This window comes from Nesterenkonia suensis, assembly GCF_054782935.1.
The window spans coordinates 422,699-434,679 of record NZ_BAAGRN010000001.1 but is presented as its reverse complement, the minus strand read 5'-3'; the positions used below and the strand labels follow the sequence as shown (position 1 = coordinate 434,679).

The following is an 11,981-nucleotide window of genomic DNA, read 5'->3' as shown; positions in this document are numbered from 1 at the left end:
GGACCGAGCGGCGGGCGCATCATAGCTGTTCATCCACCCGCAGGCGGCCCTATGCTGACGACACGGACCAGAAAGGTCCGAACACGGTACAGAGGAGGCTCATATGAGCATCATCGGTTGGCTGATCCTCGGTCTCATCGCAGGCGCCATCGCCCGCGCCATCCTTCCCGGCACACAGCCCGGCGGCTGGATCGCAGCGCTGCTCACCGGTGTGCTCGGTGCCCTGCTCGGCGGATTCATCGCCTCCGCCATCTTCGGAGTCAACGTCAACGACGCCTTCTTCGACCTGGGCACCTGGCTGTTCGCCATCGGTGGCGGTGTGATCGTCGCGTTCATCTGGCAGGCGATCGCCGGACGCCGCGCACCTGCGGCCTGAGAACAGGCCCCGCGGCAGACCCCGCAGCACCGCAGCCCGGCACGCGGGCACCCCGAATGCGGTGGCGTCCCGGCGCCGCAGCCTCAGGGCCCGTCAGTCTCAGGACCCGTCAGTCTCCCCGGTCGTCGTGGGGCGGCCGCGCCGCATCCCTGACGGCGCCGCTGTCCGCGCTGCTCGTCCCGGGTCTGGCGCTCTCCGAAGCATGCCGAGAAGTCGCCCGAGGGCCGCTCTCCGGAGGCACGGCCTGAGTCTCACTGGCCTGGGTCTCACCGGGCTCGTCCCCACTCGGCTCGTCCCCGCTCAGCTCGTCCCCACGCACCTGATCCCCGCTCGACTGGTCCCCGCTCGACTGGTCGGTGACGCGCACTCCGAACCGAGGGCGGCCGTCCGGAAGATCCTGATACCCGGTCCGCGGCTGCACCTCGGAATCCGCACCGTCCCGTGGCGGACCGGAGCCGTCCCCAGCAGGCCCGGCGGAGGCGCCCACGGGGTCCGACCCAGCGCGCTGACCGTCCGCTGACGGGGCAGCCGCCCCCGAGGACGGAGGCATCGGAGCCAACGGTTGGGATGTGGGGTCGTCAGCGGCCGTCACGCCGCGCACACCGGCTCCGGCCACCAGCTGCCGTGCCCGGTGTGCGACGGAGAAGTCGCAGACGACGTCGAACGTGGTCGCCACCAGCTGGGACGAGGAGGCGAAGTCGCGCCGTCCTCGACGGATGGCGTAGCTGATCACCCCCACGATCATCCAGATCGCCATGCCCAGCAGGACCGCCATGAGCAGGTCCGGGATGCCGGCCTCCGGGCTGAACAGCACGATCAGCAGACCGATGAACGCGCCGAACATCGCCCCCTGCGCGGCCCCGGCCCCGGCCACCCGAGGGTAGGAGAGCCGACTGCGGATGTGCTCCACCGTCCGCAGGTCATTGCCCACGATGGAGAGCGTCTTGATGTCGAAGTCCTCTGCGGCGGCCAGATGATCCACGATCTTCTGGGCGTCCTCATAGGAGCGGTAGCGGCCCAGGAGCTCACCCCGGGGCAGCCCGCTGTGCTGCGGAGACATCATCGGAGCATTGGTCGACATGACACCATTCTGCCCCGTCGCCTCAGCTCCGACGGCGGAACTGCCCGACGTTCGCACACGGCGCACTCGATCGTCAGTCCGGCGGCCGCCTCCGACCCCTAGACTGGGCGGGTGTCTGATTCCCCCGTCATCGAGCGCATCCGCACCCGACTCTCCGAGGTGCTCGACCCGGAGATCCGGCTGCCCATCACCGAACTGGGCATGGTCGGAGACATCACAGTGGACGAGACCGGTGCCGCCCACGTCCACATCAAACTCACGATCGAGGGCTGTCCGATGCGCAGCCGGATCATCGACGACGTCACGGCAGCTGCGGTCCGCGCCGAAGGAGTCACCACCGCCACGGTCGATCTGGGCGTGATGACTCCCGAGGAGCGTGCGGAGCTGAAGGACCAGCTGCGCGGCGGAGAGTCCGGACGGATCAACCGCTTCGCCCAGCCGGACTCCCTGACCCGTGTCTATGCGGTCGCCTCCGGCAAGGGCGGGGTCGGCAAATCCACGGTCACGGTCAATCTCGCCTGCGCCCTGGCCGCCGAGGGGCTGAAGGTCGGACTCATCGACGCCGACATCCACGGCTTCTCCGTGCCGGATCTGATGGGCATCGTCGACAAGCCCACCCGTCTGGACGAGATGATCCTGCCCCCGGTGGCGCACGGGGTGAAGACGATCTCCATCGGCATGTTCCTCGAGGGCAATCAGGCCGTCGCCTGGCGCGGACCGATGCTGCACCGTGCGGTGGAGCAGTTCCTCACCGATGTCCATTTCGGAGACCTCGACGTGCTGCTGCTCGACCTGCCCCCGGGCACCGGGGACATCGCGATCTCCGTCGCGCAGCTGCTGCCCGGCTCGGAGCTGCTGGTGGTGACCACGCCGCAGGCCGCCGCCTCCTCCATCGCTGAGCGCGCCGGCGCGCTCAGCACCCAGACCGACCAGAAAGTCACCGGCGTGGTGGAGAACATGGGCCCGCTGACCCTGGAAGACGGCACCACGCTGGACCTGTTCGGCTCCGGCGGCGGGCAGATCGTCGCCGACCGCCTCACCGAGCAGCTCGGGACCGACGTCCCACTGCTGGGCAGCGTCCCGCTGGACACGCGACTGCGACAGGCAGGGGACGACGGCGCGCCTGCGGTCCTCTCCGCGCCGGACTCCCCCTCCGGTGCCGCCCTGCGGGAGGTGGCCGACCAGCTGGCCCGGCGTCCGCGCCGTCTCACCGACCGTCGACTGCCCTTCGGGCCCGCCTGACCCGCCCCGGCGCGTCGGATCTGCCACAGGCAGTGATGTCTCTCACCTAGGATGGTGCTGTGCGTCACGGCACGTCGTGCCCGACACCCATCAGCACCACAGAATGACGAGGGAGATCCCTATGATCCATACCCATGCACGCGCTCGCACGGCCGCAGCCGCCCTGGCGGCCTCAGCCCTGCTGCTGACCGCCTGCGGCGACGACGGCGACTCTGCGGCTGGGGGCGGCGACGAGGTCGGCAGCCAGGACGCCGACTTCCTCACCATCGCCACCGGCGGCTCCTCCGGGGTCTATTACCAGATCGGCGCCACGATGGCGGACCTGCTCGCCGACGAGCTCGGCGCCGACACCTCGGTGCAGGCCACCGGCGCCTCCGCGGAGAACATCAACCTGCTCAGCGACGGCAATGCCGAGATCGCCTTCACGATGGGCGACGCGACCGTCCAGGCCCTGGAGGGCACCGGGCCCTTCGAGGACGACCCCCGGGACGGGCTGCTGGCCATCATGACCATGTACCCCAACACTGTGCAGCTGATCGCCCGCGAGGGTGCGGGCATCGAGTCGGTGGAGGACCTCGAGGGTGCGAACGTCGCCGTCGGCGACGTCGGCTCCGGTGTGGAGCTCAACGCCCAGATGGTCCTGGGTGCCTACGACCTCACCTATGACGACATCAACGAGGACTACCTCTCCTACGCGGAGGCCACCGACCAGATGGCCAACGGACACATCGACGCGCTCTTCGCCACCTCAGGACTGCCGAACCCGTCGCTGACCGAGCTCGCCACCAGCACGGACTTCGTCACCGTGCCGATCGATGGGCAGGGGCGAGAGAACCTGCTCGCCGAGTATGAGTTCTTCGGCGAGAACGTCATCCCGGCCGGCACCTACCAGGACGAGGAGGACGTGGAGACGGTCAGCGTGACCAACCACCTGCTGGTCTCCCCGGAGATCAGCGAGGAGGCCGTCTACGACATCACCGCGGCCCTGTTCGACAACATCGATCGTCTGCACGCCTCACACGCCGAGGCGGAGAACATCACGCTCGAGACCGCCACCGAGGGCATGGTCGTGCCGCTGCATCCCGGCGCCCAGCAGTACCTGGAGGAACAGGGCCTGGACACCGGAGCCGAGGACACCGGAGCCGAGGACACCGAGGATGCCGACGAGGATGAGGCCGACGACGAGTGACCTCCCCTCGGAGCTGACGCGACGGCGGCTGCTCACCCGCAGCGGTGCCGCAGCCGCCGTCGCGCTCTCCTCCGGGCTGCTGCTCAGCGGCTGCGACACCCGGCACCACCTGATCTGCCGTCACCAGCGCACCGAGGAGGTCTACGCCTCTCTGGAAGTGGAGATCGGGTCGGTGATCACCCATTCCTGGGTCCACTCCATCGAACGATCCCGCTGGACCGACAGCTATCGCTTCACCGACGATGGGCTCCTGCTGGTACGCACCGAGTTCGCGGAGTACGGCGCCGGCATGCCCCTGGACGAGGGCACCGTCAGCGTCCAGGACGGCCTGGTGGTCATCGAGGACATCGACCGCCCCTTCGAGGCGATCCGCTGGATCCACTCCCACCGGGTGGACTACCGCATCGGCGTCGACGGCGACACCGGCCGCCTCGACGCCCGAGAGCTTCCCGACAGTGAACCCCTAGAACTGAGGCCAGGATGACCAGGGAGAAGAATCCCGCCGACGACGTCGACGACCCCAGGGACCCCAGGGACCCCAGGGACCCCAGGGACCCCAGGGACCCCCAGGATCCCCGGGACACCCGCACCCCCGGACAGGACGCCGACCTTCCCCTCACCGCGGAGAGGACCGTGGCAGTCCTCCCCGAGTCTGAGGAGGAGCGTCGGTCCAGGGAGCAGGAGGCCGCCGAGGCGGCGTCGAAGTACGACGCGGAGTCCCGCATCCGGCAGGCGCACTGGCGTCCGTTGGCCCTGCTGATCAGCGCCGTGGCGATCTTCACCGCGGTCTATCACCTCTACACCGCCTATTTCGGCTCCCCGCCGACACTGATCCACCGTTCACTGCATGTCAGCCTGATCCTGTTCCTGGTCTTCATGCTCTACCCGCCGGCACGGCGTGCCCGGGCAGCCTGGTGGAGGATCCCGGACGCTGCCCTGGCGCTGCTCTCGCTGATCCCGGTCTGGTACATGTGGAGCAACTACGAGCAGATCGTCACGCAGGCAGGACGATTCACCACCAGCGACATCATCGTCGCCAGCCTCCTGGTGGTACTGGTCCTCGAGGCGGCCCGTCGCGTCACCGGCTGGGCGCTGCCGATCCTGGCCGTGCTGTTCGTCCTCTTCGGACTCTACGGACGCGAGCTGCCCGGGCTGTTCCGCCACCGCGGCTATGACTGGAACACCCTGGCCGATCAGTTCTTCACCACCACAGAGGGGATCTTCGGCACCGCCATCGGCGTCTCGTCGACCTACATCTTCCTGTTCATCCTCTTCGGCGCCTTCCTGGCCAAGTCCGGGATGAGCCAGATGTTCAACGATCTCGCCCTGGCGATCGCCGGTCAGGGGCGGGGCGGCCCGGCGAAGGTCGCCACTCTGGCGTCAGGGTTCATGGGCTCGATCAACGGCTCGGCCATCGCCAACGTGGTCTCCACCGGAGCGTTCACCATCCCGCTGATGAAGAAGATCGGCTACAGCCGCAACTTCGCCGGCGCCGTGGAGTCCAGCGCCTCTGTGGGCGGCCAGGTGCTCCCACCGATCATGGGAGCTGCGGCGTTCATCATGGCCGAGACCGTCGGCGTCCCCTACACCACCGTCGCCCTGGCCGCCATCGTCCCGGCCCTGCTCTACTACGTCAGCCTGATCGCCCAGATCCACCTGCGGGCCACCCGCATGGGGCTGAAGGGCATCGCCAAGGAGAACCTGCCCGATGTGCTCGACGTCCTCAAGGACCGGGGACATCTGCTCCTCCCGCTGGTGTTCCTGCTCTACATGCTGTTCTTCTCCGGCCGGACCATCCTCTACTCGGCGTTCCTGACCATCCTGGTCACCGTCGCGGTGGCGATGCTGCGCCGCACCAGTCGGATGAGCCTCCGCGACATCCTGCAGGCCCTGGAAGACGGCACCCGTTCCGCCCTGGGCGTGGCAGTGGCCTGCGCCTCGGTGGGCGTGATCGTCGGGGTGGTGACCATCTCCGGATTCGGCGTCACCCTCGCCTCGGCGATCGTGCAGCTCTCCGGCGGGGTCCTGTTCTGGACACTGGTGATGACCATGCTCGCCTGTCTGGTCCTCGGCATGGGGCTCCCCTCGATCCCCGCCTACATCGTCACCGCCACCATGGCCGCCCCAGCGCTGACCACTCTCGGAGTGGAGCCCCTGGTGGCCCACCTGTTCGTGTTCTACTTCGGCCTGTTCGCCAACATCACTCCGCCGGTGGCTCTGGCAGCCTTCGCGGCCTCAGGCATCAGCGGCGGCAAGCCGATGGCGACCGGAGGCGCGGCGTTCAAGCTCGCCTCCGCGGGCTTCGTCATCCCCTACATGTTCGTCTACAACCCGGACCTGCTGCTGCGCGACGTCGACTTCCTCACCGGCGTCGCCGTCGTCGCCTCCGCCCTGCTAGCGGTGCTGCTCCTGGGTGTGGCGCTGGAGGGCCACTTCATGGTGCCGGTGCCCTGGTACCTGCGGATCGTGCTGGCCGTGGGCGCGGTGATGATGCTCTCGGCGGACGTCCTCTACGACCTCATCGGCGCTGCGTTAGTGGCGGTGGTGCTGCTCGTGCAGGTGATCGCGGCCCGACGCGCCGGGACGCTGAGCATCCGGGCGATCTGAGCGGCCAGATCAGTGGGCGCTGCGCCGCTCCCGGCGGGCGGCGATCGCGGCCTGCAGATCCTCCTCGGCACCAGGACCGGGCTTGACCCCGCCGGGCAGGCGCAGCACAAAGATGATCCCCAGCAGCCACCACAGGCCGAACATGAGCCACGGCTGGGGCTCGAGGAACGCCGGCATGCCGGGCAGGTAGAGCACCAGCATCGCGGCGGAGGCGACCGCAGCGCTGAGCCCGACGGCGAGTCCGCCGAGCTCCGAGCGCCCACCGACACGCATGGGGCGGGGCATCTGCGGCTCCCGCCGACGCAGCACCAGGAACACCACCGCGACCAGCAGGTAGGTGATGACGATGCTCGGCGAGCCGGAGTCCACCAGCCAGACCAGCATCGCCTCTCCGAAGAACGGGGCGATGACCGAGAGCCCACCGATGAAGAGCAGCGCGTTGACCGGGGTCCCGTTGCGCGGGTGCAGCTTCGCGAACCAGGCCGGCAGCATGCCGGCGTTCGCCATGGCCCAGATGAGTCGCGAGGCACCGATGAGGAACGCGTTCCACGAGGTCAGCAGGCCCGCCAGGCCCCCGGCCACGACCAGGTTGCCCCAGACCTGCGAGTCCATCAGCACCGCCATCGCATCCGCGGTGGCGAGGTCGAATTCGCCCATTTCCGCCGCGGGCAGCGCGACCGAGGTGGTCAGCACGATGAGGATGTAGAAGGCGGCTGCGGCCAGCACCGAGACGACCACCAGCCGGCCGATCTTCTGCGGCGACAGCTTGACCTCCTCGGCGGACTGCGGGATGACGTCGAATCCCACGAAGAGGAAGGGCACCATCACCAGCACCGCGATGATCCCGGCGGTGCCTCCGGTGAACAGGGGTTCGGCATGGGAGGGCTCCCCGCCGAAGAGTGCGGCGGCGAGCATCACCACGGCGACGACGACCACGAACAGGATCACCGAGGTCTGGAACAGGCTGGCCGGCTTGATCCCGCGGATGTTCAGCCAGGTGAGCAGCACCGCTGTGCCGGAACCGATGAGCGCCCAGGTCAGGTGCACCGGGGAGTCCGCGACGGTCCACAGCGGGATCTGATGGACCTGCGGAAAGATGTAGGCCACGGTGCGGGGGATGGCCACCGCTTCGAAGGCGACCACTGTGACATAGCCGCCCACGATGCCCCAGGAGCCCAGCATGGCCAGCCGGGGGCCGAAGCCGCGCAGCAGGTAGTTGTGCTCCCCGCCGGCCAGCGGCATCGCCGAGACCAGCTCGGAGTAGACCAGCCCGACCAGCGCCATGATGATCGCGCCGATGATGAAGGCTGCAGCGGCTCCGAGAGTTCCGGCGCTGTTCAGCCAGTCCCCGGTGAGCACGATCCAGCCGAAGCCGATCATCGCGCCGAACCCGAGGAAGAACGTCTCCAGCCGCCCCAGTGAGGGGATGAACCGTCGGGATGTCTGTGCCTCGCCCATGATGGCCTCCGTGTCTCTCCTCGTCGAGCAGTGCTGCGGAACACCGATGTCAGGTGTGGATCACACCATAGACATGTTTCGTCCCGGTGTCACCGCTGCGTTCGACGGGGAGGAGAGTCACCCGAAGGAGAGTCGTCCGAGGTCAGCTCGGACTCAGCACATGAGCCGCCCGGGGTCAGGTGGCGTCGACGTCGAAGGGAGCGGGCGGCAGCTCAGGGGGCTGCTCGCCCTGGGCACGATCGTCCGCGTCGGTGTCCTCGGCACTGGTGACCGCGGCACCGGCCAGGCCCGCCGCGAGGGCGCCGGAGGTCGTGTCTCTCACGCCCGAGCCGAAGACTTCGCGGGGGTCAGGAGTCGCGGACCCACGGTCCGCACCCGCCGCACCGGCCGCACCGGCGGCACCGGCGGCACCGGCGCTGCTGGCTCGCGAGCCGGGGCGCGGCCCCGCCCCGGCACGTCCGCCGGCCGAACGGGGGGCTCCGGCTCCGTTCCGCGGCCGACGCGGTGCCTCGATGCGGGCCGCATCGCGCACGTCGTCCACGGCGCGACGTGTGGTCTCGTACTCCTCGGCCAGAGCCTCACGGATGATCCGACGGGGGTCATACTGGCGGGGATCGTATCTCTTCCAGTCGACGTCGTCGAAGTCTGTCCCGGTCTCCTCCTTGAACTGCTTCTTGGCGTCCTCGGCCATGCCGCGGGCCTTGCGCACCCACTCGGCGAGCGTCTGGGCATACTGCGGCAGTCGTTCGGGGCCGAGGATGACCAGAGCGAGCACCACCAGGATGATGAGCTCATAACCGTTGATACCAAGCACAGACCAAATCTACCGTGAACTCAGTCGATCCACCTGAACAGCTCGTCAAGTCCCCGTTCCAGGCGGTCCGCTCCGGTGGGCACGCCGGGCAGGATCTGCACCCGCGCGCGATCCGACGCCAGGACCCAGTCCGCCACCCCAGGGGCCGCAGACTCCGGCAGGTTCGAGGTGATCACGTACTGGACCTCGGCCGAGGCGACCGCGGCGATCCACCGCTCCCCCTCCAGGGCGACATAGAGGTCGCAGTCCTCCCCGCCGCCCAGCCTGACCTCCTGATGCTCGAACCGGTCCTCCTCGAGGATCTCCGTCAGCGTCTCCTCCAGCGGAGCGAGCTCCGCCGTCCCACTCTCCGGACGGGTCTCGGCGACGCTGATATGGTGATCGGCCTCGGCCAGGTGCAGCTCCACAGTGCGCACGCCGTCGACCGCCGCGGTCTCGAGGGACTCCGGGTCGAAGCCGAATCCGAAGTCGACCAGATGGCCGACGGTCCAGCCCAGCGGCTTGAGCTGGTCGAGGCGGGCCACATCGACCTCATGGACACGGGTCTGCTCCACGGCGCCCGGCAGGTGCATGGCGTCGTGTGCGGCATCCGCAGCATCCGCAGCCTGCTCCTGTGGCCCGGAGCCCCCCGCGAGCGCGGAGACGGCCGGAGAGCCGGTGGACTGGGCGTCGGCGGGGATGAGGGAGGCCACAGACTCCGGCGGGGCCGCGCTGCGGCCTCCAGCGATCCAGGCGGCCGCGAAGACGACTGTTCCGACCGTCACCGTGGCCATCAGACACAGCACGACGAGCCAGCCGGCACGGGGCGCGGCGGCACGATCATCGGCCGGTGGGCGACGCAGGGAGGGCGTGGACATCGGGCACCATTGTGCGAGGTGATGCTGAGAGCAAGCTGGGAATCGCCTGAGTCACGAAGAGGCTCTATAGGATGGTGGCCGAACGCGTCGGCGAGCGACGCCCCGGCTCCAGCACCGAGCCCGAGGTCCGCGCAGGAAGGCCCCATGAGATTCGTCAACAGTCCGCAGTCCGCCAAGCATGCCAGCTGGGAGTACGCCGAACACCACGGCGCGGAGGATCACCCGCCGGAAGCCGCGCGGCTGCGCGCGAAGGATCTGGGCCTGACCCCGGTGAGCGAGGGGACTGCATCCACGCTGACCGTGCTGGCCGCGGCCGCCCGGGCGCGCGGGATCGTCGAGGTGGGCACCGGTGTCGGCGTCTCAGGACTGGCCCTGCTGCGCGGCGCCGCACCCGAGGCGGTGCTCACCAGCATCGACCCGAATGCCGACCACCTGCATGCGGCACGGGCCACCTTCCGGGAGGGTGGGGTGTCCCCGGGGCGCACCCGGCTGATCACCGGTCGGGCCGAAGAGGTCCTGCCCCGCCTCACCAGCGGCGGCTACTGTGTGGTCCATCTCGACGCGGACAGTCCCGGGCTGGAGGAGTTCGTCGGCCAGGGGGTCCGGCTCCTGCGGTCGGGAGGTCTGCTGATCGTCAACGATGCGCTGGACCATGACCGCGTGCCGCGGCCCGCGGTGCGGGAGGAGTCCACCGGCGTCAAGCGCGCGGTGGAACGTGCCGTGCGCGACGACGAGCGCCTGGTGAGCACGATGCTCGGCACCGGCACCGGGCTGCTCGTCGCCGTCAAGCGCTGAACACAGCGGACCTCAGTGGGGCCTCACTCCCCCACGGCCTCGACGAGGCACTGCTTCAGCGCCTGCGCCTCCTCCTGGTTGATCTCCAGCACCAGGCGACCCCCACCATCGATGGGCACCCGCATGATGAGGCTGCGGCCTTCCTGAGCTACCTCCATAGGACCGTCGCCGGTACGCGGTTTCATTGCAGCCATCGAGTGCATCCCTTCTGGTGTTCCTCTGTGCAGATGTGTCGCACATCCCTCTCCATTATCCCCCACAGGGGGCGAATGTCACCCGGAAGACCCGTGTATGTCCTGATCAGCCCCGTCTGGGCCCGATTCGGGGCCCTCCCGACCACCCTGAGGGGCGGGGTCCCGGCGGTCATCGAGCTGCTCGGCGAGCGCGTCGAGCAGCCGATCGACCTGCTCCATGCGGTAGCCCCGCAGCGCCGGCTGCAGGCGGACCTGGCGCAGATCGGCCGCGGTGATCGGGGCCCCCTCGCGGGCGGCGAGCAGATCGGCGACCTCGTCCGCCGGGGCCTCCTCCGCGGGAGCCTGGACTCCCTCGGCACGGCCCACCAGCAGCACCACGACGGCGCCGAGCAGGGCCACGGAGAGCAGATAGAGCCAGATCATCGCCAGAGCCCCTCAGCGAGGGTCCCGTCTGCCACCTGGCCGACCTGTGCGACGCCGGGAGGACCGGCGGCCTCGGCGAGCTCCTCCGGCTCGGTCTCGGGCTGCACGATCAGGGTGACCACAGCGAGGATCACCACATAGACCGCGAAGACCCGGAAGTGGCCCCGGTAGAGCATGCGCAGCACCATCCACAGGGCGGCGGCGCCCACCACTGCGGAGACCAGGAAGGCCACCACATAGGCATCGACGCCGATCATCAACGGCCCGCGATGGTCCAGCAGGCTCAGCGACTGCATCCCCGTGGCGGCGACGATGGTCGGGATGGCCACGAAGAAGCTGTACTGCGCGGCGATCTTGCGGTGCATGCCCAGGGCCAGCGCCATCGCGATGGTGAGCCCGGACCGGCTCAGCCCCGGGAACAGCGCGGCGGCCTGCGCCAGCCCGATCAGCAGCGCCACCCAGATCGTCATCTGCGCCGCGCCCCGCCAGGTGTCCCGGACCGTGTCGGTCCACCAGAGGATCGCCCCGGTGACCAGCAGCATCAGCGAGACCGCCCAGGGGGTGGCGAACACACCGGTGCCGTACTCGCGGACCACCAGGCCCAGCACACCGGTGACCCCGGTGGTGACCACCCCGAAGAGCATCAGCTTCAGGTGGATCATGTGGCGCAGGGTCCGGCGGCGCGCCCAGAGCCGCAGCTCTCGCACAGTGCCGCTGAGCAGCCGGGCCAGAGGCCGGTGCATGACCAGCACGACCGAAACCATGGTGCCCAGATGGACGACCAGGTTGAACAGGATCATCTCTGGGGTGTCCGGAGAGGGCAGCGGGGACCCCGTGGCCGCCATCCAGTGCTGGGTCAGCACCAGATGGGAGGACGAACTCACCGGGATGAACATGAACAGCCCCTGGACCACGCCCAGGAGCACAGATTCCCACACGGTCACG

At 69.2% G+C, this 11,981-nt stretch carries 13 protein-coding genes; 6 read left to right on the top strand and 7 right to left on the bottom strand.

Annotated elements, in window-relative coordinates; translation table 11 throughout:
• Positions 1-103 precede the first annotated feature (103 nt).
• Entirely contained in the window at positions 104-376 is a 273-nt protein-coding gene (locus ACYVKI_RS01880; protein WP_460688647.1) for a GlsB/YeaQ/YmgE family stress response membrane protein, read from the top strand.
• A gap of 109 nt (positions 377-485) precedes the next feature.
• Here ACYVKI_RS01880 and ACYVKI_RS01875 read toward each other — a convergent pair whose 3' ends face one another.
• On the bottom strand, positions 486-1,457 hold the full coding sequence (locus tag ACYVKI_RS01875; protein ID WP_460688646.1) for a YflT domain-containing protein: 972 nt from the start codon (positions 1,455-1,457) through the stop codon (positions 486-488).
• Between the two features lie 111 nt (positions 1,458-1,568).
• On the opposite strand from ACYVKI_RS01875, the gene ACYVKI_RS01870 reads away from it, so the two are divergent.
• The 4 genes from ACYVKI_RS01870 to ACYVKI_RS01855 all read left to right on the top strand — a co-directional run bounded on the left by ACYVKI_RS01870 (position 1,569) and on the right by ACYVKI_RS01855 (position 6,495).
• The gene (locus ACYVKI_RS01870; protein WP_460688645.1) at positions 1,569-2,699 is read left to right on the top strand and encodes an Mrp/NBP35 family ATP-binding protein; all 1,131 of its coding nucleotides are present in this window, start codon (positions 1,569-1,571) and stop codon (positions 2,697-2,699) included.
• Between the two features lie 121 nt (positions 2,700-2,820).
• Complete coding sequence (locus tag ACYVKI_RS01865; protein WP_460688644.1) at positions 2,821-3,888, top strand: TAXI family TRAP transporter solute-binding subunit; 1,068 nt, start codon at positions 2,821-2,823, stop codon at positions 3,886-3,888.
• Positions 3,869-4,372, top strand: coding sequence for a DUF1850 domain-containing protein (locus ACYVKI_RS01860; RefSeq protein WP_460688643.1), 504 nt, complete (start codon positions 3,869-3,871; stop codon positions 4,370-4,372). Before ACYVKI_RS01865 ends, ACYVKI_RS01860 begins: the two co-directional genes overlap by 20 nt.
• Positions 4,369-6,495: a TRAP transporter permease gene (locus ACYVKI_RS01855; RefSeq protein WP_460688642.1), complete on the top strand. Its 2,127-nt coding sequence runs from the start codon at positions 4,369-4,371 to the stop codon at positions 6,493-6,495. Before ACYVKI_RS01860 ends, ACYVKI_RS01855 begins: the two co-directional genes overlap by 4 nt.
• Positions 6,496-6,504: 9 nt before the next feature.
• On the opposite strand, the gene ACYVKI_RS01850 is transcribed toward ACYVKI_RS01855, so the two are convergent.
• The 3 genes from ACYVKI_RS01850 to ACYVKI_RS01840 all read right to left on the bottom strand — a co-directional run bounded on the left by ACYVKI_RS01850 (position 6,505) and on the right by ACYVKI_RS01840 (position 9,624).
• Positions 6,505-7,953 (bottom strand): APC family permease, encoded by a 1,449-nt coding sequence (locus ACYVKI_RS01850; protein WP_460688641.1) that lies wholly within the window; start codon positions 7,951-7,953, stop codon positions 6,505-6,507.
• Between the two features lie 175 nt (positions 7,954-8,128).
• Entirely contained in the window at positions 8,129-8,767 is a 639-nt protein-coding gene (locus ACYVKI_RS01845; protein WP_460688640.1) for a Sec-independent protein translocase family protein, read from the bottom strand.
• Positions 8,768-8,787: 20 nt separating this feature from the next.
• Positions 8,788-9,624 (bottom strand): hypothetical protein, encoded by an 837-nt coding sequence (locus ACYVKI_RS01840; protein WP_460688639.1) that lies wholly within the window; start codon positions 9,622-9,624, stop codon positions 8,788-8,790.
• Positions 9,625-9,768: 144 nt separating this feature from the next.
• On the opposite strand from ACYVKI_RS01840, the gene ACYVKI_RS01835 reads away from it, so the two are divergent.
• The gene (locus tag ACYVKI_RS01835) at positions 9,769-10,419 is read left to right on the top strand and encodes an O-methyltransferase (protein WP_460688638.1); all 651 of its coding nucleotides are present in this window, start codon (positions 9,769-9,771) and stop codon (positions 10,417-10,419) included.
• Between the two features lie 23 nt (positions 10,420-10,442).
• Here ACYVKI_RS01835 and ACYVKI_RS01830 read toward each other — a convergent pair whose 3' ends face one another.
• The 3 genes from ACYVKI_RS01830 to ACYVKI_RS01820 form a co-directional block, all read right to left on the bottom strand.
• Complete coding sequence (locus tag ACYVKI_RS01830) at positions 10,443-10,613, bottom strand: DUF3117 domain-containing protein (RefSeq protein ID WP_460688637.1); 171 nt, start codon at positions 10,611-10,613, stop codon at positions 10,443-10,445.
• A gap of 78 nt (positions 10,614-10,691) precedes the next feature.
• Entirely contained in the window at positions 10,692-11,036 is a 345-nt protein-coding gene (locus tag ACYVKI_RS01825; RefSeq protein ID WP_460688636.1) for a DivIVA domain-containing protein, read from the bottom strand.
• A complete protein-coding gene (locus ACYVKI_RS01820; protein WP_460688635.1) occupies positions 11,033-11,980 on the bottom strand; it encodes an undecaprenyl-diphosphate phosphatase in 948 nt (315 codons plus the stop codon). The genes ACYVKI_RS01825 and ACYVKI_RS01820 overlap by 4 nt, the downstream gene beginning before the upstream one ends.
• Position 11,981: the final 1 nt, after the last annotated feature.

What these genes read in the sequence shown, in the direction of transcription:
- ACYVKI_RS01880 (WP_460688647.1), top strand. Translation starts at nt 104, where the DNA reads ATGAGCATCATCGGTTGGCTGATCCTCGGTCTCATCGCAGGCGCCATC.
- ACYVKI_RS01875 (WP_460688646.1), bottom strand. Translation starts at nt 1,457, where the DNA reads ATGTCGACCAATGCTCCGATGATGTCTCCGCAGCACAGCGGGCTGCCC.
- ACYVKI_RS01865 (WP_460688644.1), top strand. Translation starts at nt 2,821, where the DNA reads ATGATCCATACCCATGCACGCGCTCGCACGGCCGCAGCCGCCCTGGCG.
- ACYVKI_RS01860 (WP_460688643.1), top strand. Translation starts at nt 3,869, where the DNA reads ATGAGGCCGACGACGAGTGACCTCCCCTCGGAGCTGACGCGACGGCGG.
- ACYVKI_RS01855 (WP_460688642.1), top strand. Translation starts at nt 4,369, where the DNA reads ATGACCAGGGAGAAGAATCCCGCCGACGACGTCGACGACCCCAGGGAC.
- ACYVKI_RS01850 (WP_460688641.1), bottom strand. Translation starts at nt 7,953, where the DNA reads ATGGGCGAGGCACAGACATCCCGACGGTTCATCCCCTCACTGGGGCGG.
- ACYVKI_RS01840 (WP_460688639.1), bottom strand. Translation starts at nt 9,624, where the DNA reads ATGTCCACGCCCTCCCTGCGTCGCCCACCGGCCGATGATCGTGCCGCC.
- ACYVKI_RS01835 (WP_460688638.1), top strand. Translation starts at nt 9,769, where the DNA reads ATGAGATTCGTCAACAGTCCGCAGTCCGCCAAGCATGCCAGCTGGGAG.
- ACYVKI_RS01830 (WP_460688637.1), bottom strand. Translation starts at nt 10,613, where the DNA reads ATGGCTGCAATGAAACCGCGTACCGGCGACGGTCCTATGGAGGTAGCT.
- ACYVKI_RS01825 (WP_460688636.1), bottom strand. Translation starts at nt 11,036, where the DNA reads ATGATCTGGCTCTATCTGCTCTCCGTGGCCCTGCTCGGCGCCGTCGTG.